This is a genomic window from Nocardioides pollutisoli (genome assembly GCF_040045055.1).
GTDB lineage: Bacteria > Actinomycetota > Actinomycetes > Propionibacteriales > Nocardioidaceae > Nocardioides > Nocardioides tweenelious.
Genome location: NZ_JBDZDU010000002.1, coordinates 551,053 through 573,173, shown reverse-complemented (window position 1 = coordinate 573,173; position 22,121 = coordinate 551,053). Strand labels below are relative to the sequence as shown.

The 22,121-nt window shown below is 70.9% G+C and carries 20 protein-coding genes; 5 read left to right on the top strand and 15 right to left on the bottom strand.

Annotation, left to right across the window (positions count from 1 at the left end; all coding sequences use genetic code 11):
* Window positions 1-6: 6 nt before the first annotated feature.
* From ABLE68_RS20840 to ABLE68_RS20815, 6 genes are all read right to left on the bottom strand, one after another.
* Window positions 7-1,401, bottom strand: a complete 1,395-nt coding sequence (locus ABLE68_RS20840) for a phytoene desaturase family protein (RefSeq protein WP_348873956.1) — start codon at window positions 1,399-1,401, stop codon at window positions 7-9.
* Window positions 1,398-3,089, bottom strand: coding sequence for a DUF3556 domain-containing protein (locus ABLE68_RS20835; protein ID WP_348873955.1), 1,692 nt, complete (start codon window positions 3,087-3,089; stop codon window positions 1,398-1,400). The genes ABLE68_RS20840 and ABLE68_RS20835 overlap by 4 nt, the downstream gene beginning before the upstream one ends.
* Window positions 3,090-3,165: 76 nt before the next feature.
* Entirely contained in the window at window positions 3,166-4,359 is a 1,194-nt protein-coding gene (locus ABLE68_RS20830) for a PucR family transcriptional regulator (protein ID WP_348873954.1), read from the bottom strand.
* A 22-nt stretch (window positions 4,360-4,381) separates the two neighbouring features.
* Window positions 4,382-5,209 (bottom strand): EamA family transporter, encoded by an 828-nt coding sequence (locus ABLE68_RS20825; protein ID WP_348873953.1) that lies wholly within the window; start codon window positions 5,207-5,209, stop codon window positions 4,382-4,384.
* Window positions 5,206-5,682 (bottom strand): DUF456 domain-containing protein, encoded by a 477-nt coding sequence (locus ABLE68_RS20820; protein ID WP_348873952.1) that lies wholly within the window; start codon window positions 5,680-5,682, stop codon window positions 5,206-5,208. Before ABLE68_RS20820 ends, ABLE68_RS20825 begins: the two co-directional genes overlap by 4 nt.
* An 84-nt stretch (window positions 5,683-5,766) precedes the next feature.
* Entirely contained in the window at window positions 5,767-6,000 is a 234-nt protein-coding gene (locus tag ABLE68_RS20815) for a DUF7455 domain-containing protein (RefSeq protein ID WP_348873951.1), read from the bottom strand.
* 433 nt (window positions 6,001-6,433) lie between these two features.
* On the opposite strand from ABLE68_RS20815, the gene ABLE68_RS20810 reads away from it, so the two are divergent.
* Entirely contained in the window at window positions 6,434-8,530 is a 2,097-nt protein-coding gene (locus ABLE68_RS20810) for a DNA gyrase/topoisomerase IV subunit B (protein ID WP_348874391.1), read from the top strand.
* Window positions 8,531-8,560: 30 nt separating this feature from the next.
* Complete coding sequence (locus ABLE68_RS20805; protein ID WP_348873950.1) at window positions 8,561-8,752, top strand: DUF6019 family protein; 192 nt, start codon at window positions 8,561-8,563, stop codon at window positions 8,750-8,752.
* Between the two features lie 315 nt (window positions 8,753-9,067).
* On the opposite strand, the gene ABLE68_RS20800 is transcribed toward ABLE68_RS20805, so the two are convergent.
* The 6 genes from ABLE68_RS20800 to ABLE68_RS20775 all read right to left on the bottom strand — a co-directional run bounded on the left by ABLE68_RS20800 (window position 9,068) and on the right by ABLE68_RS20775 (window position 16,256).
* Complete coding sequence (locus ABLE68_RS20800; protein WP_348873948.1) at window positions 9,068-10,321, bottom strand: HNH endonuclease signature motif containing protein; 1,254 nt, start codon at window positions 10,319-10,321, stop codon at window positions 9,068-9,070.
* Between the two features lie 201 nt (window positions 10,322-10,522).
* Window positions 10,523-10,774 carry a hypothetical protein gene (locus tag ABLE68_RS20795; RefSeq protein ID WP_348873946.1) on the bottom strand — a complete coding sequence of 84 codons (252 nt, stop codon included), beginning with the start codon at window positions 10,772-10,774 and terminating at the stop codon, window positions 10,523-10,525.
* A gap of 40 nt (window positions 10,775-10,814) precedes the next feature.
* Window positions 10,815-11,306: a beta-class carbonic anhydrase gene (locus tag ABLE68_RS20790; RefSeq protein ID WP_348873945.1), complete on the bottom strand. Its 492-nt coding sequence runs from the start codon at window positions 11,304-11,306 to the stop codon at window positions 10,815-10,817.
* A 21-nt stretch (window positions 11,307-11,327) separates the two neighbouring features.
* Complete coding sequence (locus tag ABLE68_RS20785) at window positions 11,328-13,082, bottom strand: MFS transporter (protein WP_348873944.1); 1,755 nt, start codon at window positions 13,080-13,082, stop codon at window positions 11,328-11,330.
* Entirely contained in the window at window positions 13,079-13,777 is a 699-nt protein-coding gene (locus ABLE68_RS20780) for an LppX_LprAFG lipoprotein (protein WP_348873942.1), read from the bottom strand. Before ABLE68_RS20780 ends, ABLE68_RS20785 begins: the two co-directional genes overlap by 4 nt.
* Window positions 13,778-13,781: 4 nt before the next feature.
* On the bottom strand, window positions 13,782-16,256 hold the full coding sequence (locus tag ABLE68_RS20775) for a DNA gyrase/topoisomerase IV subunit A (RefSeq protein ID WP_348873940.1): 2,475 nt from the start codon (window positions 16,254-16,256) through the stop codon (window positions 13,782-13,784).
* A gap of 77 nt (window positions 16,257-16,333) precedes the next feature.
* Here ABLE68_RS20775 and ABLE68_RS20770 point away from each other — a divergent pair, with 77 nt between their 5' ends.
* From ABLE68_RS20770 to ABLE68_RS20760, 3 genes are read left to right on the top strand one after another with little or no spacing between them, the layout of a single operon-like run.
* Entirely contained in the window at window positions 16,334-19,048 is a 2,715-nt protein-coding gene (locus tag ABLE68_RS20770; RefSeq protein WP_348873939.1) for a bifunctional acetate--CoA ligase family protein/GNAT family N-acetyltransferase, read from the top strand.
* A gap of 21 nt (window positions 19,049-19,069) precedes the next feature.
* Window positions 19,070-19,663 carry a DUF5998 family protein gene (locus tag ABLE68_RS20765; protein WP_348873938.1) on the top strand — a complete coding sequence of 198 codons (594 nt, stop codon included), beginning with the start codon at window positions 19,070-19,072 and terminating at the stop codon, window positions 19,661-19,663.
* A gap of 1 nt (window position 19,664) precedes the next feature.
* Window positions 19,665-20,780, top strand: a complete 1,116-nt coding sequence (locus ABLE68_RS20760) for an alkaline phosphatase family protein (RefSeq protein WP_348873936.1) — start codon at window positions 19,665-19,667, stop codon at window positions 20,778-20,780.
* A 13-nt stretch (window positions 20,781-20,793) separates the two neighbouring features.
* Here ABLE68_RS20760 and ABLE68_RS20755 read toward each other — a convergent pair whose 3' ends face one another.
* From ABLE68_RS20755 to ABLE68_RS20745, 3 genes are read right to left on the bottom strand one after another with little or no spacing between them, the layout of a single operon-like run.
* Window positions 20,794-21,174, bottom strand: a complete 381-nt coding sequence (locus ABLE68_RS20755; RefSeq protein WP_348873935.1) for a VOC family protein — start codon at window positions 21,172-21,174, stop codon at window positions 20,794-20,796.
* Window positions 21,174-21,698, bottom strand: a complete 525-nt coding sequence (locus tag ABLE68_RS20750) for an SRPBCC family protein (protein WP_348873933.1) — start codon at window positions 21,696-21,698, stop codon at window positions 21,174-21,176. Before ABLE68_RS20750 ends, ABLE68_RS20755 begins: the two co-directional genes overlap by 1 nt.
* The gene (locus ABLE68_RS20745) at window positions 21,695-22,012 is read right to left on the bottom strand and encodes an ArsR/SmtB family transcription factor (protein WP_348873932.1); all 318 of its coding nucleotides are present in this window, start codon (window positions 22,010-22,012) and stop codon (window positions 21,695-21,697) included. Before ABLE68_RS20745 ends, ABLE68_RS20750 begins: the two co-directional genes overlap by 4 nt.
* Window positions 22,013-22,121 lie beyond the last annotated feature (109 nt).

The following is a 22,121-nucleotide window of genomic DNA, read 5'->3' as shown; positions in this document are numbered from 1 at the left end:
CTGCGATCAGGCCCCGCGTGGTTCCAAAGCGCGCAAGGCGGCCAGATGGCCGCACATGCCGTGGACGCCCGGGCCCGGCGGGGTCGACGCCGAGCAGAGGAAGGCGCCGGGGACCGCGGTGGCGTAGGGGTCCCGGAGCCGCGGACGGGCGACCAGCTGGCGCACCGTCGTGGCTCCGGCGGCGATGTCGCCACCCACGTAGTTGGCGTTGTACGCCGCGAAGCCGGCTGGGTTGGTCACGTGCGTGGCGACGATCCGCTCGCGGAGACCCGGGGCGAACCGCTCGATCTGCGCCAGGACGGCGTCGGTCGCGTTGCCCGTGTAGCCGTGCGGCACGTGGGCGTAGGCCCACACGGGGTGGACGTCGCCGGCCGAGCGGGTCGGGTCGGCGAGGTACTGCTGTCCGACCAGCACGAACGGCCGCTCGGGCATCCGTCCACGCGCCACCTCCGCCTCGGCGGCGGCGATCTCGGCGACGGTGCCGCCGAGGTGGACGGTCCCGGCCTTCCGGGCGTCCTCCGCGGTCCACGGGACGCCGCCCTCGACGGCCAGGTCGAGCTTGTACGCCGAGTAGCCGTAGCGCCACCGCGGCGGCTTCAGCCCCGCGATCTGGGCGAAGGCGGTCGGGGTGGTGTCGAAGAGGCGGGTGCGCGCCGGCGGCAGCTCGGCCAGCGAGGTGACCCGCACGCCGGTCTCGATGGTCCCGCCGAGGGAGCGCAGCAGGCTGGCCAGGGCGTCGGTGATCGCACGCGAGCCGCCCTCGGCGACCGGCCAGCCGCCCCGGTGCCCGGCCGTGATCAGCATCGTCCCGACCGCGGAGGTCAGCGGCCGGTCGAGCGGTCGGCAGATGTGCGCCGCGCAGCCGCCGAAGAGCGCCCGCGCCTGCTCGGTGCGGAAGCGCCTGGCGAGGACGGTCGCCGGCAGCGCTGCCCGGAGCCCGAACCTCGCGAGCTGGACCGGGTGCGAGGGCAGGTGCACGATCGGACCGAGCGCCTCGGGGGCGAGCGTGTCGTAGTGGTCCACCAGCGGCCCGAACACCCCGCGCCACCGGTCGCCGTCGACCCCGAGCCCTGCCGCCGTCTCCTCGACCGAACCACGCAGCACCCCCGCCGTACCGTCGTCGAGCGGGTGCGCCGCGTCGACCTCCGGCCAGCGCCACACCAGCCCGTGGTCGGCCAGCGGCAGCGACGCGAAGAAGGGCGAGCCGATCCCGAACGGGTGGATCGCCGAGCAGACGTCGTGGAGGACACCGGGCACGGTGAGCTCCTCGGTCCGGGTGCCGCCGCCGATGGTGTCCCGTGCCTCCAGCACGGTCACGGACAGCCCGCGCTGGGCGAGCGTGACGGCGGCGGCCAGGCCGTTGGGGCCCGAGCCGACGACGACGGCGTCCGGTGTGCTCATGCCCCCGACTCTGCCGTACGCCGCCCAACGGTGACGTGCACGGGCACGTCGGTGGCACACGGCTGGCGTGCGCACATGTCGGCGACCGCGACGTAACCGCGCTCGAGCTCGCCGGTCGCGGCGTCGACCAGGCGGTACTCCTGGGTCTGCCGGTGGATCGGCTGCGCCTCGAGCAGGACGACCCGGACGTCGCCCTCGACGAAGTGGCAGCGCTCCTGGAGAGCGGCGATCAGCTGCTCGTTGTGGAGGTGGCCGTCGCCGAAGTTCCAGCCCAGCACCGCGCCGGCGACGAGCTCGCCCTCGATCAACCGGTAGTCGCGTTCGTCCCGGTCGCTCAGGGCCCGCGGGATCAGCGTGAAGAGCGCCCGGCCGTGGCTGTGCATCGACCGGAACGCGTAGCCGATGAACTGCGGGATCTCGGCCTCGTCGGGCCCGTAGATCTTCTCGAGCTGCTGGTGGGGGAGCAGCGAGGCCTTCACGGTGCCGGCGTCGAGCTTGGCCAGCCCGGACTCCGTGAAGCACCAGTAGGACGTGTCCCAGTTGCCGGCGTAGTAGCGCATGCCGGGGAGGAACGAGACCCGCTTCGGAGCGAGGTTGCCGAGCGCGACGGTCCCGACGACGACGGCCATCAGCAGCACGATCGGCCACCAGGTCGTGACGTCGCCGACGCCGTACGCCGCGTCGTGGACGAAGAGCACGAGGATCCCGTAGATCATGAAGACGTTCCACTCCAGCGGCACGCCCATCGGGAAGCTGGTGAGGATCTGCAGGTGGAACGCGATCATCACGATTGCGGCCACGGTGGTCACCCAGCCGCCGTGCGACAGGAAGAGGACCAGCGGCACGGTGTACTCGACGGCCGTGCCGACGTGGGCGAGCGTGTAGGCGATCCAGGACGGTCGCAGGTCGTCGGGGAAGTCGCGGTGGAACCTCCGCTTGATCCGGCTGGACCGGAGCACCGGGCTGTTGCTCATCATCGCCTGCACGACGTAGGGGAAGTGCTTGTTGAGCTTGGACGTCGCGGCGCCCCACCAGATCGCGAGCATGACGAGCTTGGCGGCCACGAGGAGGTCCGCGTCGGTGAGCAGGAACGTGACGGTCAGCGTGCCGTAGACCTCGGCGCGGGCCGCCAGGAAGATCACCTTATCGCGGAGCCCGACCAGCGCGAGGGCGATGAGCACCGCCGCGACCCGCTCGCGCTCGACCACCGGGCCGGGGGAGAGCAGCGCCCAGAGCGTGGTGAGCAGGAGCGCGGCGTACAGCGCGACGTCGACGGGCGTACGACGCGTGCCGCGGGTCAGCGGGACGCGGCCCGGCCACGGGGGCAGCCGGATGGTGCCGGGCCGCAGCCAGTAGAGAAACGAGCCGAGCGGCGGCATCATCCGCAGGTTGAGCGGTCCGAAGCCGCAGCCCAGCCCGACCACCTCGAAGAGCATCGTCCAGAGCACGACCTTCTGGAAGGCGATGGTCGCCGTCAGCTGGTCGACGCCGGGGGTCAGCAGCGCGAAGGCCGCCCCGCCGCCGACGTAGAGCCCGATCTTGAGGATGTACATCAGGAAGACCACGTCGGGGGTGCCGAAGCCGATCTCGGCGACGTGCCGGGCCATCGGCTGCATCCGCTCGGCACGGGTGCCGGCGCGCCAGGCGTCGAGGTCGAGCTCGGGGAGGTTCGGCTGGAGGAATCCCATGCTCGTGACGCTAGATGTGGCGGTCGTCACGCGGCATCGAGCCGGCAGCACCGAGTTCAGCCGAGCCTTTGTGCTCTCAGCACAACACGCGGCGGCCGAGCAGACGGCACGCGAGCAGCGCGACCTCGAGGTCGAGACGACCGTCGTCGAGCGGACGTCCCCGGGCCTCCTCGGCCCGGCGCACGCGGTAGAGCACCGTGTTGCGGTGCAGCGACAGCTCGGCCGCGGCCGCCGTGTGGCTGCCCTGGTGGGCGAGCAGCACTCGGACGGTCTCGCGAAGCCGTGCGTGCGCCTCGTCGTCGGTCGCGAGCCCGCCCAGGACGCCCTGCACCCAGGCGGCGAGGTCGGTCAGGTCGGTGCGCAGCAGGGCGACCAGCCCGGCCTCGGCGTACGTCGTGACCTGCGTGCGGGCACTCTCGTCGGCACCGAGGGCGACCGCGCGCGCGGCCAGCGCCTGCCGGTGGGTCGTCCGGAAGCCGGTCACGCCGGTGGCGGGGTCGCCGACCCCGAGGCGCACGCCCGGGCTGCTCGCGACCGTGCGCGGATCGGCGCGCGACGGCAGCGGCAGCCAGGCCCAGACGGTGGCGGCGTCGGGGGCGACCACGAGCGGTTCGCGGTGGCAGCCGAGGTCGACGGCGACCCGGCGCACCTCGCGCTCCAGGTCGGCGTCGTGGCCGGCGTCGCACCACCCGACCAGGCCGAGGTGGGTCTGGCCGAGCTCGTAGCCGAGCAGGCGCTCGGCCTGGCCGACCTCGAGCGCGTCGCCGGCGAGGACGGTCGTGACCTGGGCGGTGCGCGCCGCCGTGCTGCCCTGCAGCCACTGCCGGCGCTCGTCCGCGTGGGCCTCGACGACCTGCTCGGAGATGCCGTCGATGTAGGCGAACGTCGCCGCCGAGAACTCGACCGTGGCGGCCACGATCGCGGCCGGGTCGTCGGTGTCGCGGGCGAATGCCTCGATCATCAGCTGCTGGCACTCGGCCTGGCCGAGGCGGTAGGCCCGCAGGAGCGCGCTGACCGGCACCCCGCGCTGGGCGAGCCGACGGGCGTAGACCAACGCGCTCGCCGGTGGGTCGGCGCGTCGCTCGCCCGAGGAGAACCGTTCCATGGCGATCCGGATGTTGTCGGCCACGCTGACGCGCAGCAGGTCGGTGAGCGCGGGGTCGCCGTCGAGCTCGGGGATCTCGTGCAGCATGCGCTCGACGAGGTGGTCGGCGAGGCCGGTCATCTCGCCGGTCAGTGCCGCCGCAGTCCGAGAGACGAGGTCGTCCACGCGCCGGACCCTACTGCCGCGATCAGCCCGCGGCGACCAGAACGACCGCGCACGCACACATCCCGAGGCCGATGGCCTGGGCGCGGTGCACCCGCTCGTGCAGCACCAGGGCCGCGAGCAGGATCGTGAAGGCGGGGTAGAGCGACGTGATGACGGCCGCCACGGTCAGGTGGCCGCCGTGGGTGGCGACCTGGAACAGGCCGGTCGCGCTCGCGCCGAGGAGGCCGCTGACGAGGCCGCCCAGGGCGTAGCGGTTGCGGGGCACCCAGGGGGAGCGGAGGGCGATCGCGACCACGATGATCGACCCGCCCGCGATCAGCTGGTTGAGCGCGAGCGGGAGGTAGCCGGCCTCCTCCGGGATCTGGGCGAGCGCCGCGAAGAGCGTGCCGAAGCCGAGCCCGGCCAGGATGCCGTCGGTCAGGCCCGATCCCAGGTCGCCGCTCTCGACCGGCTCGCGCGAGACCAGCCAGATGGCGGGCAGCGCGAGCACGATGCCGATCCAGACCAGCAGCGCGGGCCGCTCGCCCGTGGCGACACCGACGATGACAGGGACGAGGACGGCTCCGACGCCGGAGACCGGGGCGACCACGCCCATCCGGCCGGACGCGAGCCCGCGGTAGAGGAACGCCGTACCGAAGCCGTTGCCGACGCCGGCGAGGACCGCCCAGGCGAGGTCGGTGCCGGTGGGGGAGCCGCCGGTGAAGAGGACGACGACCAGCACCATCGCCGTACCCCCGAGCTGGGCGACCAGCGAGACCGCCCAGGCGCCGCCGCGCCGCGAGAACCAGCCGCCGTTGAAGTCGCCGAGGCCGTACGACGCGGCCGCGAGCAGCGACAGCAGGATGCTCATGTCGCGATCACCCCGGCGACCCAGACGAAGGTGGCCAGGACGGCGGCCACGAGCTCGATCACGATGCTCAGCCCGAGCGCCTTGAGCGAGTGGATGGTCGAGGACCAGGCCTCGCCCGAGCCGACCCGGCTCAGCTCGGCGAGGTAGACGCCGAGCACGAAGCCGATGAAGAGGCCGATGACCGGGACGACGAAGAAGCCGATCACGCCGAGCCCGACACCGATCCACTGCGTCGAGGCCGGGATGCCGGCGAGCTGGAGCCGCCGACCGGGCACGACGTACTTCACGACGGCGCCGGCGACCACCAGCGCGGTGACGATCCCGAAGACGGTCCACGCGGTGGCGCCGCCGACCGACCAGGACCAGACCAGGACGGCGCCGACGACGAGCACGGAGCCGGGCAGGATCGGCACCACGATGCCGAGCAACCCGACCGCGATCACGACGGCGACGAGCACTTCGGTCAGGGTCACGGCCGACACCTTACGGTCCGGTCAGCGTCACGAAATGCCGAAGGCCCCGGACCGTGGTCCGGGGCCTTCGAGCGGTGCTTGCGGTCAGATCTCCGCGTCGGGCGCGATGGCCGGAGTGGTGGAGAGCTTGTGGGTCTCGTCGACGACGTTGGCGGCGATCTCCTTGAGCTTGTCGCCGTGCTCACGTGCGTGGTGGGCGCAGAAGAGGAGTTCACCACCGGACTGGAGCTCTACGCGGAGGTAGGCCTGGGCTCCGCAACGGTCGCATCGGTCCACAGCGGTCAGTGCCGCGGTGCTTGGGGCAACTGCAGTAGTCACTTCGGCCTCATTTCTTCTCTGCCTCGATGTCTGTCACAACGTAGCGAGGGGATCCAAGATTCCCGGTGCCCCTGAGTTGCTGCGTGGCGCTCGACACGTCATCCAATCATGGTGTCTCTTCCCTCATCGGCAGTTATCCATGCCTTGATAGCCGACTTGGGAAAGAGAACGACGATCTGTGCTGAGTGTGACGCGCGAGACCGGCGTCGCGTTGCAGTTCGAACGACCCGAGGAGCGATCGTGTCCACATCGTGACGTGACCACGCATTGGTGCTGGTGCTGCCGTGCTTGGTGCTGATCGTGCGGTGGTGCGGTGCTGCTGCGCGGGTGCTGCTCGGGGAAGTGCTCACCACGGTAGACCTGGGTCTGGCAGGCGAGCCTTCATCGGCCCCCGGCGTGTCGCAGGTAGATTCGGAGGCGACGTAACGATCAGATTTCCGGACCAGATTTCAGCAGCAGGAGCCCCACGATCGACAACACGTACAACGCGGCGCACCTCCTCGTCCTCGAGGGCCTGGAGGCCGTGCGCAAGCGTCCCGGGATGTACATCGGCTCGACCGACACGCGCGGTCTCATGCACTGCCTGTGGGAGATCATCGACAACGGTGTCGACGAGGCGCTCGCGGGCGCCGCTCACCGGGTCGAGGTGACGCTCCACCCCGACGGCTCTGCCGAGGTCCACGACGACGGTCGCGGCATCCCCACCGACAAGGAGCCCAAGACCGGGCTGACGGGTGTCGAGGTCGTGGCGACCAAGCTGCACGCGGGCGGCAAGTTCGGCGGTGGCTCGTACGTCGCCACCGGCGGTCTGCACGGCGTGGGCCTCTCGGTCGTCAACGCGCTGTCGACGCGCATGGATGTCGACGTCGACCGCTCGCCGTCCCAGCAGGGCATCTCGTTCCACCGGGGCGCCCCGGGTGTCTTCGCCGGCGACGGGCCGGCCGCAGCGTTCGAGCCGAAGTCCGGCCTCACCCGCAAGGGGCCGCGCGTCGCCAAGGGCAAGTCCGGCACCCGGATCCGCTTCTGGCCGGACCGCCAGATCTTCACCAAGGACGCCGACTTCGTCTTCGACGAGCTGATCGGGCGAGCCCGGCAGACGTCGTTCATCGTGCCTGGTCTCGAGCTGGTCATCCGTGACCAGCGCGGCGACCAGCCGGTCGAGGAGAAGTTCCGCCACGACGGTGGCATCGCGGAGTTCACCGACTTCCTCGCGCCCGACGAGCCCGTCACCGACATCGTCCGCCTGCAGGGCTCCGACACGTTCACCGAGACGGTGCCGCTGCTCGACGACAAGGGCCACATGACCCCGCAGGAGGTCGAGCGCGAGCTGCACGTCGACGTCGCGGTGCGCTGGGGCACCGGCTACGACACCACGTTGCGCTCCTTCGTCAACGTGATCGCGACGCCCAAGGGCGGCACCCACCTCAGCGGCTTCGAGCAGGCCGTGACCCGCACGTTCAACGACGCGATGAAGGCCGCCAAGGTCCTCAAGGTCAACGACGACGACGTCACCAAGGACGACGTCCTCGAGGGCCTGACCGGGGTCGTGACCGTGCGCCTCGCCGAGCCGCAGTTCGAGGGCCAGACCAAGGAGATCCTCGGGACGCCCGCCGCGCGCACCGTCGTGCGCAAGGTGGTCTCGGCGGAGCTGAAGAAGTTCCTCACCTCGACGAAGCGGGCCGAGAAGGCCCAGGCCAAGCTGGTGATGGAGAAGGTCGCCGGCGCGGCCAAGACCCGGATCGCGGCCCGTCAGCACAAGGAGACGCAGCGGCGGAAGAACGCCTTGGAGTCCTCGGCGCTGCCGTCCAAGCTGGCCGACTGTCGCGCCGCCGACAACGAGCGCACGGAGCTCTTCATCGTCGAGGGTGACTCCGCCCTCGGCACCGCCAAGCTGGCCCGCAACTCGGAGTTCCAGGCGCTGCTGCCCATCCGCGGCAAGATCCTCAACGTCCAGAAGGCCTCGGTCGGCGACATGCTGAAGAACACCGAGTGCGCCTCGATCATCCAGGTCGTCGGCGCGGGCTCCGGTCGCACCTTCGAGCTCGAGGCCCGTCGCTACGGCCGGATCATCTTCATGGCCGACGCCGACTCCGACGGCGCCCACATCCGCTGCCTGCTGGCCACGCTCTTCTACAAGTACATGCCCGACCTGATCGCCGACGGACGCGTCTACACCGCCGTCCCGCCGCTGCACCGGATCGAGATCTCCAACCCCAAGAAGGGGATGGACAAATACGTCTACACCTACTCCGACCCGGAGCTGCAGCGCACGCTGGCCGAGCTCAAGAAGAAGAACATCCGCTGGAAGGACACCCCCCAGCGCTACAAGGGTCTCGGTGAGATGGACGCCGACCAGCTGGCCGAGACCACCATGGACCCGCGCCACCGGACGCTCCGCCGGCTCACGATCGACGACGCCGACGCCGCTGCCAACGTGTTCGAGCTGCTGATGGGCTCCGACGTGGCACCCCGCAAGGAGTTCATCGTGCAGGGCGCCTACGAGGTCGACGTCGAGGCGCTCGACGCCTGAGGGCGGTCGCTCTCCGCGTTAGCCTGAGCCATGCTCGACATCAGCGTTCTCGGGATCCTGGCCTTCGTCGTGGCGACGTTCGTCGCCCTGACTGTCGTCTACTACGTCATCCGCTACGCCGTGCGCGACGGCATGCTCGACGCGCACCGCAAGCTCGACGCGGACCGGGTCCGCAGCGACCTGCGCCTCGGCCCGGAGCGGAGCCCCAACAGTCGCGGGTAGGACCCCGGTGGTTGAGGAGGCGCGCTAGCGCCGTCTCGAAACCCCCGCAGCGAAGGCAGGGCAATGTGTGCTGCCTATGGGCCGCTGGTGGTTGCGGTCGCGGTTGACGAGAGGTGTGGTCACCGGAGTCTGTGGTTGCGATGGCGATTTCCAGTCGCTGGCCGGCTTGCGGGCGCGCTGGGGTCGACCGTCGTGGTAGCGGTCGAAAGAGAGATCCCGTTGGTTGAGGAAGGCGCGCAGCGCTCTCGCCGTTGGTTGAGGAGGTTCCGCTAGGAACCGTCTCGAAACCCCGGAAAGCCAAGGCAGGGCGTCGGTTTACGTCCGCCGGTAGAAGGCGACCTTCCCGCCCGGGAGCTTCGTCATCTCAAACGCCGGATCGTGGGCTCTGGCGTGGTGCCTGGGGCAGAGAAGCCTGCCGTGCTCGACGTCGGTGCGGCCGCCCTGGGACCAGAGGTGGTCGTGGTGGGCGTGGCACATGCCTGGTGGCCAGTCGCACCCGTCGGCGGTGCAGTGCTGGTCGCGGACCATCAGCACGATCCGTTGGGCCTTGGTGTGGAACCGCTTCTGCCGGCCGACGTCGAGGATCTCGGACTTCGATCCCAGCACGACGGGGATGATCCCGGCCTGCGACGCCAACCGGCGCGCTTGTCCGGCTGAGATGGGTTCGCCGGTGTCGAGGTGGGCTGCTTTAAGCCCGCCCATGAGGGTCTCGTAGGTCATGATCACGACGGCGGTGGCGTTGACGCCGCCGGCATCGGGGACCCGGTCGGTCGGGTAGCGCTCGATGAGCTCGCAGAACGCCTTCCCCATCCGCTGCGGCCCCGGACGACGTTCGCCGAGGGGACCGGTAGCGGCTTGGTGCCTGGGTGCGGCGAACCCGCGGAGGATCTTCGCGAGCATCGCACCCTGGGCGGTCGGGAGGGCGAAGCGTCCGTGGGTGGTGCCGTGGCCGTCGTCTGTCATCGTGAGCCGGCACGACTGCGCCGCGAGTGCTTCTTCGCGCTCCAACAGCTTGGCCTCGTGGGCGTCCGCGGCGTCGGGTGCGATCACCTCGAGGAGCCGTTTGCCGGCGATGGCAAGTGCCCTGGCGTCGAGCTCAGCGGCGCGCTCCACCAAGAACCTCTCGGCTTGGGCGACGAGCTCTGAGTCGAGGTCGTCGGGCAGTGCGTCGACCGCGCGAATGATGGCCCGGGCCTGCTCGACCACCAGGTCGCCGGCAGCGAGGGCGTCGCGGGTGATGGTGTGGACCTGGAGGTCGTGACCCAGGCGCACGACCCGGTGAGCCTCGGGACGGGTCTGCTTGGTCTGGTGGGCCAGCCAGTTCGCGGTCGAGGTCGCACCGACCTCCTCGCCGACGCCCAGGTCATCGGCGTGCGCGGCAACACGTGCCTTCAGCTCGCAGACCCGGGCCTCGAGACGAGTCAGGTCGACGAGAGTCGTGCTGGCTTCGACCGCGGTCATCGACCACACCGATGCGTCGACCACCGAGTCAGCAACCGCCTGCATTTGCGCGGTCGCCGACGCCACCCGGTGGGACCGGGTGATCTCGGGGTCGGGAAACTGAGCCATACCACATTCTACTCGAACATACATTCGAATAGAAGACCTAATCGTCGATAATCTCGGTGGGCGCTCTGAAAGCCGGGATGCGGCAGTGATCTCCGCGCGCCGTACCCGTGTAAGTGCCACGTCGGCGCGCCACCACAGGCGGCCCGCAGCCTGCGGGGTTTTCGAGACGGTTGCTGCGCAACCTCCTCAACCAGCGAGGGGTCAGCCGTCGCCGAGCCGGTGCTTCTCCTCGGGGTCGCGCAGCACCAGGGTCGAGGTGAAGATGTAGAGCGGCTCGCGGTCGCCCCAGGCGGGGACGACGCTGACGAAGTCGTAGCTCTGGTTGGTCGTGAGCTCGATCATCGTCGCCTCGACGTAGTGGTGCTCGGGTGCGCTGCGTCCCGACGTACCTCGGTAGTAGGAACGCCCGGCCGAGACCATGTCGGAGTGCGTCAGGACGTTGTAGTCGGCCACGACTTCTTCATCGGCAGCGGCCGCGCCGTCCTGAGCCGGCTCAGTAGCGCTGGTCGAGGAGCCCGGTGTCGACGTCGTAGATGAAGCCACCGACCTCAACGCTGTCCGGCACCAGCGGGTGCGCGCGCACCTTGTGGACGTCCTCGCCGAGGGCGGCGACCTGGTCGGCGATGACCGGGAAGGGCTGCCAGGAGGCGTCGATGCCGGCGGAGGCGCCGACCTTCTCGCGCAGCTCGGCCTCGGTGCTGCTCGCCACGGCGCAGCGGGTGTGGGGGATGACCAGCACCCGCTCGACCTTGAGCAGGTGGACGCCGAGGACCAGGGCTTCCATGGCCTGCGGTGTGACGCGGCCACCGGGGTTGCGGAAGATCTTCGCGTCGCCCGCCTTGAGCCCGAGCATCCGCAGCGGATCGATGCGCGAGTCCATGCAGGTCACGATCGCGACGCCCGCATGGGCGACGCCGTCGAAGCCGGCCAGGTCGAAGGAGGCCGCGAACTCGCGGTTGGCGGCCAGCAGGTCGTCGAAGCTCACGCTGGCAGGTTAGCCAATGCCTCAGCCGGCCGACCTGAGCAGGTCGCCGGTCGAGACTCCCCGGGTCGTGGCGGTGCGGAAGAGTGCCAGCGCGAGGACGCCGGCAACGGCCGCACAGACGGCTGCTCCGGTGAACACGGTGTGCTCCTGCGCGATCCCGGCGACCTTGAGCAGGTGGGTGAACTCCGCGCAGCGACTGGCGCCGCCGCAGACCTCACGAGCAGTCGGTACGTCGGCCTGCGCGGCGTAGTAGCGGCGCAGTCCGATCGTGGTGAGGGCCGAGATGCCGACCAGCATCCCGACCATCCGCGAGACGACCACGAAGGCGCTGGCCAGACCGTGGACGTCGTCGTCGGTGCTAGCCAGCACGGCGGCGTTGACCGGCGCCAGCGCGAGCCCGAAGCCGAAGCCGCCGACGAGCAGCGGCAGGGTCGACCAGGCGTGGTCGAGGCTCTCGATGTCCCATCGCGCCATCAGCAGGAAGCCGACTGCCGCCAGCGCCATCCCGACGGCAGCGACCACACCGGCGGGCAGCCGGTGGGTCAGGTAGCCGCCGAGCACGGCGCCGACCGGCAGCGCGACCAGGAAGCGCACCAGCACCAGGGCGGCCATCAGCTGCGAGCTCGGGTAGACGGTGGTGCGGGCGAAGAGCGGGATGTCGATGAGGGCCGCGATCAGCGCAGCCCCGATGAAGAAGCTGACCAGCATCGCGCCCCAGGCCGGCGTACGGCGCAGGGCGCCGGTCGGCACGAGCGGGTTGGTGGTGCGGCGCAGGTGGAGGACGAACGCGGCCGTCGCGAGCGCCGAGCCGAGGAGGTACCAGGCCCCCTGGTCGGAGAAGACCTGCACCTTCGGGTCGGCGGTCGCGAAGGCCAGGATCACGCCTGCGAGCGCCAGTGCGAGCAACAAGGCCCCGAGCAGGTCGGCCTCGCGCAGGGTGCGCGACCAGCTCCGGACGTCGAGGAGCGGGCGCGCCGCGGTCGCGCAGCGCACCACGAGGAGCACGAACGCGCCGATCGCGGTCAGGCCGAGCGGGGTCAGCCAGCGGCCGTCCCCGGCGACCGGGATGAACAGCTGGCCCCAGGTCAGGTCGCGCATCAGCTGGCTGGGCTCGACGAAGACGAGGACGCCGGAGACCAGGGTGACGAGGGCGAGGAGCAGGCCGATCCAGTCGAACCGTCCGCCTCGGGGGTTTCGAGAGGGGCGCAGAGCGCCCTCCTCAACCACCGAGGAGATCGCGGCGGCCAGGACGAGACCGACGGCGAGGTTGATCAGGAAGATCGTGCGCCAGTCGGAGACGGCGAGGACCAGCGCGCCGAAGAGCGGCCCGATCACGCTGCCCAGCTCCTGGACGGCCGAGACGACACCGAGGGGGACGCCGCGCCGCTGCACCGGGTAGAGGTCGGCGACGAGGGCGAGCGTGGCCGGCACCAGGCCGCCACCACCGACGCCCTGGAGGAACCGGCCGACCACCATGCTCGACATGTCGTAGGCGAGCGCGGTGACGAGCGAGCCGAGGGCGAAGACCAGCAGCGCGGCGACCAGCACCGGCACCCGGCCGCGCAGGTCGGCGATCCGGCCGATCAGCGGCAGCATCGCGACGTACCCGAGCAGGAAGCCGGACACGATCGGGGCAGCCCGCTGGAGCTGGTCGACCGGGATGCCGGCGCTCGCCATCATGTCCGGCAGCGCCAGCACGACGACGTACGTGTCGGCTGCCGCGAACGCCACGGCGATCGCGGCCAGCGCGAGCAGCACCCGCGGCGACCGGGTCACGGCGCGGTGATGTCCTTGTCCGTGCCGTAGTCCTCGAAGGTGACGGTGTAGGTCATCGACTCCGAGTCGGGGTAGAACACCCCGGTCAGCTCGGCGGAGCGCAGCTCACCGTCGTCGGTGATCGTGTACGTCGCCTGGAAGTCGCCGGACGCCGTCGGGATGACGTTCTTGACGGTGTCGCTGCCGACGGTGCCGGTGTACTCGGTCAGCACCTCCTTGTTGTCCTCGCCGCCGCGGACGCTCTCGCCCTTCTCGAGGTCCGTGGTGGCGGGCAGGAGGGAGGAGAAGCCGTGGTCGGTGCTCATCAGCTGGGCCGGGTCCGGGGCGCCGTAGTCACTCGGGTCGATGTCCTGCCAGCCCGGTGTGAGCGGGATCTGGGCGTAGACCTTGCCGTCGACCGCGATCACCGGCACCTCGAAGGCCTGGCCGCTGAGGGTGACCGTGATCGTGCCGTCGAAGGCCGGCGCGTGGGTGCCGACGCCCTCGGCCTTCTCGACGCCGGTCACCCCGTCGGGCAGGTCGTCGGTGGTCAGGGTCAGGTCGACCCCGCTGGTCTCGTCGAGGGTCGTCTTCGCCTGGGCGAGGACCTCCTCCGGGGTGCCACTGGCGCCGCCGCCCGAGTCCGAGCCGCCGCACGCGGTCAACGAGAGAGCAGTGGCGAGTACGGCGGCCGCGAGCCGAGTCTGGGTGCGCACCCGGTCAGCCTGACACACGCACGCGGACGGCGACCGGGCCTGCGCAGGCCGTGATCGGCTGGCTGCCGGGGATGCCCGAACCGTCGCGTCGACCGGTGGCCTCGGGCAGCTCGATGGGAGCGCCGCTGGCGGCCGCCGCGCGGGCGGGAGCACTGCCGACCCACGCGAAGACCAACGTGTCCTCGCCCTTGAGGAAGCGGTGGCAGCGCACGCCGCCGGTCGCCCGGCCCTTGGGCGGGTACTCGTCGAAGGTGGTCACCTTGACCGCCCCCGGCTCGGTGCCCGGCAGCGCGGTCGAGGAGCCGGATGCGGTGACGACCACCGAGCCCTCGGGGGCATCCGGGTCGACGATGCCGAACCACACCACACGCTCACCGGCCGCGACGCGGACGCCGGCCATGCCGCCGCCGGAGCGACCCTGGGGGCGCACGGCGTCGGCGCCGAAGTGCAGGAGCTGGGCGTCGGAGGTGACGAAGCAGAGCGTCTCGCGACCGGTGGTCAGCTCGACGATCCCGACGACCTCGTCACCGTCGGCGAGCCGGACGACCTCCCAGTCGTCACGCCCGAGCACCTCCGGGTTGACCCGCTTGACCGTGCCCTGGCGGGTGCCGAGCGCGAGCCCGGGTCCGTCGGTCGCGAGTGTGCAGAGCCCGAGCAGGCGCTCGCCGGGATCGAGCGACAGGATCTCGCTGACCGGCAGGCCGCCCGCGAGGTGCGGGTCGTTGGCGGTGTCGGGGAGCTGGGGGAGCTCGAGGACGCCGATCTTCACCAGGCGTCCCGCGCTGGTGAGGCCGCCGACCTCGCCGCGGGCCGTCGCGCGGACCACCGACGTCACCACGTCGTGGTTGGCGCGGCCACCGCCGGAACCGGGCTGCTCGGCGTTCGCCGTACGCGCCAGGAGGCCTGTGGAGGACAGGTAGACGAAGCACGGGTCGTCGGCGACCTCGAGCGGCGTGGCCGATGCCGTCACGGTGGTGCCGGACGACTCCAGCAGGACCGTACGACGCGGGGTGCCGTAGGTCTTAGCGACCTCGGCCAGCTCGTCGGAGACGACCTTCCGCAGCAGCTTCTCGTCGCCGAGGATCGCGTCGAGGTCCTCGATGACCTTCTCGAGCTCGGACTTCTCCTTGTCGAGCTCGATCTTGGAGAACTTCGTCAGCCGGCGCAGCGGCATGTCGAGGATGTAGTCGGCCTGGATCTCGCTCAGGTCGAAGACGTCGATGAGGCGTTCCTTGGCCGCTGCGGCGTTGTCGGACGAGCGGATCAGCTGGATCACCTCGTCGATGTCGATGATCGCGAGCAGCAGCCCGTCGACGAGGTGCAGCCGGTCGGCGGCCTTGCCGCGGCGGAAGACCGAGCGGCGGCGTACGACGTCGAAGCGGTGGTCCAGGAAGACCTGCAGCATCTCCTTGAGCGAGAGCGTGCGGGGCTGGCCGTCGACGAGGGCGACGGCGTTGATGCCGAAGGAGTCCTCCATCGGGGTCTGCCGGTAGAGCTGCTCGAGGAGGGCCTCGGGCACGAAGCCGTTCTTGACCTCGATGACCAGTCGCAGACCCTTCTCGCGGTCGGTGAGGTCCTTGACGTCCGAGATGCCCTGGAGCTTCTTGCCCTGGACCAGGGTCTTGATCCGCTCGATGACCTTCTCGGTGCCGACGCCGTACGGCAGCTCGGTGACGACGATGCCCTTGCGGCGGTTGGTGACCGACTCGACCCGGGCGGTCGCCCGCATCCGGAAGGAGCCGCGGCCGGTCTCGTAGGCGTCGCGGATGCCGTCGAGGCCGACGATCTTGCCGCCGGTGGGCAGGTCCGGTCCGGGGATGAAGCGCATCAGGTCGTCGGTGCCGGCCTTCGGGTGGGTGATCAGGTGGCGCAGCGCCTGGACGACCTCGACCAGGTTGTGGGGCGCGCAGTTGGTGGCCATGCCGACGGCGATGCCGGTGGTGCCGTTGACGACCAGGTTGGGGATCGCCGAGGGGAGCACGGACGGCTCGGTCTCGCGGCTGTCGTAGTTGGGCCGGAAGTCGACGGTGTCCTCGTCGATCGAGGCGGTCATCGCCGCAGCGGGCGGAGCCATCCGGCACTCGGTGTAACGCATGGCGGCGGGGGAGTCGTCGGGCGAGCCGAAGTTGCCGTGCCCGTCGACCATCGGCAGCCGCATCGACCACGGCTGGGCCATCCGGACCAGGGCGTCGTAGATCGCGCTGTCGCCGTGGGGGTGCAGGCGACCCATGACCTCACCGACGACGCGGGCGCTCTTCACGTGACCGCGGTCGGGCCGCAGGCCCATGTCGTTCATCGTGTAGAGGATCCGGCGCTGCACCGGCTTCAGACCGTCGCGCGCGTCGGGCAGCGCTCGGGAGTAGATGACGGAGTAGGCGTACTCGAGGAACGACGACTCCATCTCCTGCTTGATGTCGGTGTCGAGGATGTGCTCCTCGAAGTCGTCGGGAAGGTCCTGCTTCGTCTTGCCACGTGCCATGAGGGGATTCTTTCAAGGCGTGGTCACCGAAACCGCGGGGGCACGCCGGATTCACGCGTCCACGCTAGATTTCGCACGTGACCGACCTCCCCATCACCTCGGACCTGGTGATCCCGCCGCCCCCGGCGCACTGGGAGTCCGACGTGCTGCTCCGGGACGGTCGCACCGCGCACATCCGCCCGATCAAGCCCGAGGACCGCGAGGTCTTCGTCGAGTTCTACTCCCGGGTGTCCGACCAGTCGAAGTACTACCGCTTCTTCTCGCCGATGCCGCGCCTCTCCGACCGCGACGTCGACCGCTTCACCCACGTCGACCACATCAACCGGGTCGCGCTGGTGCTGACGCTCCAGGGCAAGATCATCGCCGTCGGTCGCTACGACGTCATCCGCCCCGGCGAGGCCGAGGTGGCGTTCCTGGTCGAGGACCAGCACCAGGGCCGCGGCATCGGCCAGCTGCTCCTCGAGCACCTCGCGCAGGTCGCGCGCGAGCGGGGCGTCGACCGGTTCGTCGCCGAGGTGCTGCCGGACAACTCGCGGATGATCCAGACCTTCCGCGACGCGGGCTACCGCCTCGTGAGCGAGTACGACGAGGGCGTGCTGCAGCTCGAGTTCTCCATCGACCCGACGGACACCGCCATCGGGCTGATGATGGGCCGGGAGCACCGGGCCGAGGCCGCCTCGATCGAGAAGTTCTTCAACCCCCGCTCGATCGCCGTGATCGGCGCCAGTCGCCGCCAGGAGACGATCGGCCAGGCGCTGGTGCGCAACTTGATCACCGGTGACTTCACCGGCCGGGTCTACGCCGTGAACCCGACCTCCAACGCGGTGTCCGGGCTCCCGACGTACAAGACCGTCGGCGACATCCCCGACGACGTCGACGTGGCGGTCGTCGCGGTGCCGGCCGAGTCCGTGCAGGACGTCGTCCTCGACTGCGCCGCCAAGGGCGTCCACGGGCTGATCGTGATCTCGTCGGGCTTCGCCGAGACCGGCGAGGAGGGCCGGGTGCGGCAGCGCAAGCTCGTGGGGCTCTCGCGCTCCTACGGCCTGCGCCTGATCGGCCCCAACTGCCTGGGCATCATCAACACCGACGCGAAGGTGTCGCTCAACGCGTCGCTGTCGCCGTTGATGCCGGCGCGCGGGCGGGCCGGGTTCTTCTGCCAGTCCGGTGCGCTCGGCACCGCCATCCTCGAGAAGGTCTACAACCGGGGCCTCGGCCTCTCGACGTTCGTCAGCGCCGGCAACCGCGCCGACGTGTCCGGCAACGACCTGCTGCAGTACTGGGAGGAGGACGACTCCACCGAGGTCGTCCTGCTCTACCTGGAGTCGATCGGCAACCCGCGCAAGTTCTCGCGGATCGCGCGCCGGGTCTCGCTGCGCAAGCCGATCATCGCGGTGCGCTCCGGGCGTACGACGCAGGGTGTGCCGATGGGACACGCGGTCCGCAAGATCGCGGCCCCGGCCGCAGCCGTCGACGCGATGTTCCGCCAGGCCGGCGTGATCCAGGTCGACACGCTCGACGAGATGTTCGACGTCGCTCAGCTGCTCGCCCACCAGCCGCTCCCGCGCGGTCGCCGGGTGGCGATCGTCGGCAACTCCGACGCGCTCGGGCTGCTCGCGGCCGACGCGGCCGCCTCGGTCGGGCTGGTCGTCAACAAGTCGATCGCCCTCGGCGTCGAGGCCGGCGCCGAGGAGTTCGAGGACGCGCTCGACGCCGCGATCGACGACCCCGAGATCGACTCGGTGGTCGCGGTCTACGTCCCGCCGATCAACGTCTCGGGCGAGGAGGTCGCCAACGTGCTCGCCGCCGTCGGCGAGCAGTCCGACAAGCCGCTCGTCTCGTCGTTCCTCGGTGCCGAAGGTGTTCCCGAGCTGCTCCGCGTGCCCGACGTCGCCGGTTCCACCGCGGGTCGCGGCTCGGTCCCGTCCTACCCCGGCGTGGAGGCGGCGGTGCGCGCCCTCGCGCGGGTGGTCGAGTACGCCGTGTGGCTGCGGACCCCCGACGGCGTGCCGGTCGACCCGGCGGCGGTCGACGCGGCCCTGGCCAAGACGCTCGTCAACGAGGTCCTCGCGGAGAACCCCGAGGGCGCCGACCTCGACCTCGAGACGCTGACCAAGCTCCTCGCGGCGTACGACATCGAGCTCTGGCAGACCCGTGAGGTCGACTCGCGCGACGCGGCCGTCGAGGCGGGGGAGTCGCTCGGTTGGGACGTCGTCCTCAAGGCGACCGCCGACCATCTCCGCGAGCGGCCGGACCAGGCCCACGTGTGGCGCAACATCGACGACGCCGAGGAGATGGCGGACGCCTGGGACTCCCTCGGCGCGCTGATCTCCGAGCCCGACCGGGCCGGCTTCGTGGTGCAGAAGAACTCGCGGCCGGGTGTGCCCGTGTCGATCCGCAGCGTCGAGGACGCGCTCTTCGGGCCGGTCCTCTCCTTCGGCATCGCCGGTCCGCTCACCGAGCTGCTCGCCGACAAGGCCTACCGGATCCCTCCGCTGGGCGCGCGCGACGCGGCGTCCATGGTGCGCGAGATCAAGTCGTCACCGATGCTCTTCGGCTACCGCGGCAGCGAGGTCGTCGACGTCGCCGAGATCGAGCGGCTGATCCAGCGGGTCTCCCAGCTCCAGAACGACCTGCCCCAGGTCAGTGCCCTCGACCTGTCGCTGGTGCTCGCCGGCGCGGACGGCGCCACGGTGCTCACCGCGTCCGCCCGCGTGGACCCGGTGGCCGACCCGCGGTCCGACTGGTTCGTGCGCCGGATGCCGCGGCCCGCGGGCGACACCCTGCCGTCCTGACCTGCGTGACAGACTGAACACATGCGGACCAGCAGGACCACGGAGGACCACGACCGGACCCTGGAGCTCAGGGACGCCATCGACCGGACCGGCTACTACCCCGAGGTGGTCGTCGACGGTGTGCTCGGTGCTGTCGCCGGTGAGGAAGTGGTGTCGTTCTACGTCCACCACGAGCCGACGTTCGAGCGCGACGAGGTCCGTCGCCACCTGTCGGTCGTCGTGCTCACGCCGAGCCGGCTGATCCTGGCCCACACCGACGAGCACGAGGGCGACGACCTGCTGCCCGAGCCCTACACGTCCACCTCCACCGAGGCGATCCGGCTCTCGTCGGTCCGCTCGGTGGTCGTCACCCGGATGGTCGCCAACCCGACCGCCGGCCCGCAGCCGCCGGCCGAGGCCGTGATGACGATCGGCTGGGGTGGGGTGAGCCGGGTCGACCTGGAGCCCGCCGGCTGCAGCGACCCGCAGTGCGACGCCGACCACGGCTACACCGGCGTGCTCGCCTCCGACGACTTCTCGCTGCGCGTCTCGGCCGCAGCCGACGGCGCCGATGCCGTCGCCGGCCTGCTGGCCTTCGCCGAGTCGCTGTCGGCCCGCACCCACAGCCCCCACTGAGGTGACCTTCGTCCAGCCGGCGTACGGCGACCGGTCGCTCGGTGACGTCGTCCCGGCGGTCGGTGTCGCCCTCGGGCTGCGCATCGACGACGCGCCGACCGGCCTGGTGCTGCCCGAGGCCCTGGCGTACGTCGTCCTCCTCGTCGACGGCCTCGGCGCCACGCTGCTCGAGCGCTACGCCCACATGGCGCCGTTCCTCTCGACCCTGCTCGAGGAGCAGGCGCCCGCGACCGCCGGGGTGCCGTCGACGACCGCGACCAGCCTGACGTCGTTCGGCACCGGGCTGACCCCCGGCGCGCACGGGCTGGTCGGCTTCACCTCACGCGTGCCCGGCACCGACCGGCTGCTCAACGCGCTGCTGTGGGACAAGGACGTCGACCCGATGGAGTGGCAGCCGCACGACACGGCCTTCTCCCGGCTGCGCTCACTGGGCGCGAGCGTCACGGTGGTCAACAAGCGCGAGTTCCGGGGGAGCGGCCTGACCGTCGCCGCCCACCGCGGCGCGGAGTACGTCGGTGCCGACCGGGTCGGCGAGCGGCTCGCTGCCGCGGTCGCCGCGTCCTCGGAGCGCACCTCGCTCACCTACCTCTACGACGGTGACCTCGACTGGACCGGCCACCGCTACGGCATCGCCTCGACCCAGTGGCTCCAGCAGCTCTCGATGGTCGACGCCGAGGCCGAGCAGCTGCGCGAGTCGCTGCCCGGATCGGTCCGGATGCTCGTCGTCGCCGACCACGGCATGGTCGACTCCGCTCCCGAGAGCCGGGTCGACGTCGACGACCGCACCGAGCTCCGCGACGGTGTCGCCCTGCTCGGTGGTGAAGCCCGCTTCCGCCACCTCTACTGCCAGCGCGGCGCCGTCGACGACGTCGTCGCCACCTGGTCGTCCGTCCTGGGCGACCGGGCCGACGTACTGACCCGCGAGACCGCGATTGGCCGGGGCTGGTTCGGGGCGGTGTCGTCCGGGGTGCTGCCCCGGCTCGGCGACGTCATCGTCGCCTGCCACGGCGACACCGCGATCCTCTCGACCAACGACTTCCCCTACGAAGCGACGCTGGTCGGTCTGCACGGGTCGCTGACGCCCGAGGAGATGCTGATCCCCATGGTGGTCAGCTGAGCCTCGGCCCGAGTCAGCCGCCCACGCTGGGGAGGTCCCACGTCGACAGGCAGAACGGATGCCCCACGGGGTCGGCGTACACGAAGCAGTGGTCGTCGTTGGGCTGGTGCTCGAACCGGGTGGCGCCGGCCGCCAGCACCCGCGCCCCGGTCGCCTCCAGGTCGTCGACGAGGAACTCGAGGTGCAGGTGCAGGGGGACGTCGCCACCGGGCCACGTGGGAGGTCGGTGGTCTTCGGCCTGCTGGAACCCGATGGCGCCGTTCGGCCCCGTGACCAGCGCCCAGCGCTCGTCGCCCTGCGCGACCCCTCCGGTGATCTCGGCGTAGAAACGGGCGAGCGCGATCGCGTCGGGCGCGTTGACCGTCGTCCCGCTGAGCCGGATCAGGTCCGACATCAGCCGATCTCCATCTGCTGGTACGCCGGCGTGAGCTCCTCCCAGCGCCGCTTCCAGCCGGGCGCCCCGGCAGCGGAGCTCCACCCCTCCGGGTGGACCGGGCCGTCGCCCTCCAGCGACCGGCCGAGGTCCTCGAGGTGGACCCGCCAGCCCGACGCGTGGAACGGCAGGTGCGTCGTCGGCAGCCCACGCTCCTCGACCACCAGGCGGGTCCGGGTGCCCTCCTCGGTCAGCCACGCCTCGATCTGGCCCTCGTCGTCCGTGCCCGGCTCCGTCGTCAGCAGCAGGTGGTGGGGCGCCTCGCACACCTCGACCCGCACCGGACCGGTCCAGGTGCTCGTGAAGACGACCTGGACCGTGCCGCCGACCCGCAGGTCGCCGTCGACCTGGGCGATCCACCGGGCCAGGCGGTCGGGCGTCGTGCACGCCTGCCAGAGGTCGTCGATGTCCGTGTCGTAGATGTCCTCGACCCGGACTGCTCCGCGGGTCTCGTCGAGTGCCCGCATCGTGGCGTTCGTGGTCATCGTCGTTCCTTCTTCCCTCGTGCGATCTCGGTGTGGAGTGCGTCGAGCCGGCTCTCCCAGAGCCGGCGGTAGGGCCCCAGCCACTCGTCGACCTCGACGAGCGCCTCCGGGCGGAGTGCGTAGATCCGGCGCTGCGCGTCCTGGCGTACGTCGACCAGCCCGGCCTCCCGCAGCACCCGGAGGTGCCGGGAGACCCCCGGCCGGGCGATCGGCAGAGCCTCGGCCAGCTCTCCGGCACTCGCCGGGTGGTCGCGGAGGATCTCCAGAACCGTCCGCCGGCTCTCGTCGGCCAGCGCGTGCATCACGGCGTTCATGGAGTCAATGTAACCGAATGGGTACATAACCCCAAAAGTTCTTGAAAGTTGTCGGATGAAGTGGTCCGAGTGGAGAGGTCATGCCGTGGGTATGTTGGTTGGCGGAAGG

Excerpts from the sequence above, each read along its gene's own strand:
- ABLE68_RS20840 (WP_348873956.1), bottom strand. The coding sequence starts at position 1,401 with ATGAGCACACCGGACGCCGTCGTCGTCGGCTCGGGCCCCAACGGCCTG.
- ABLE68_RS20835 (WP_348873955.1), bottom strand. The coding sequence starts at position 3,089 with ATGGGATTCCTCCAGCCGAACCTCCCCGAGCTCGACCTCGACGCCTGG.
- ABLE68_RS20825 (WP_348873953.1), bottom strand. The coding sequence starts at position 5,209 with ATGAGCATCCTGCTGTCGCTGCTCGCGGCCGCGTCGTACGGCCTCGGC.
- ABLE68_RS20805 (WP_348873950.1), top strand. The coding sequence starts at position 8,561 with ATGCTCGACATCAGCGTTCTCGGGATCCTGGCCTTCGTCGTGGCGACG.
- ABLE68_RS20800 (WP_348873948.1), bottom strand. The coding sequence starts at position 10,321 with ATGGCTCAGTTTCCCGACCCCGAGATCACCCGGTCCCACCGGGTGGCG.
- ABLE68_RS20775 (WP_348873940.1), bottom strand. The coding sequence starts at position 16,256 with ATGGCACGTGGCAAGACGAAGCAGGACCTTCCCGACGACTTCGAGGAG.
- ABLE68_RS20765 (WP_348873938.1), top strand. The coding sequence starts at position 19,070 with ATGCGGACCAGCAGGACCACGGAGGACCACGACCGGACCCTGGAGCTC.
- ABLE68_RS20755 (WP_348873935.1), bottom strand. The coding sequence starts at position 21,174 with ATGTCGGACCTGATCCGGCTCAGCGGGACGACGGTCAACGCGCCCGAC.
- ABLE68_RS20750 (WP_348873933.1), bottom strand. The coding sequence starts at position 21,698 with ATGACCACGAACGCCACGATGCGGGCACTCGACGAGACCCGCGGAGCA.
- ABLE68_RS20745 (WP_348873932.1), bottom strand. The coding sequence starts at position 22,012 with ATGAACGCCGTGATGCACGCGCTGGCCGACGAGAGCCGGCGGACGGTT.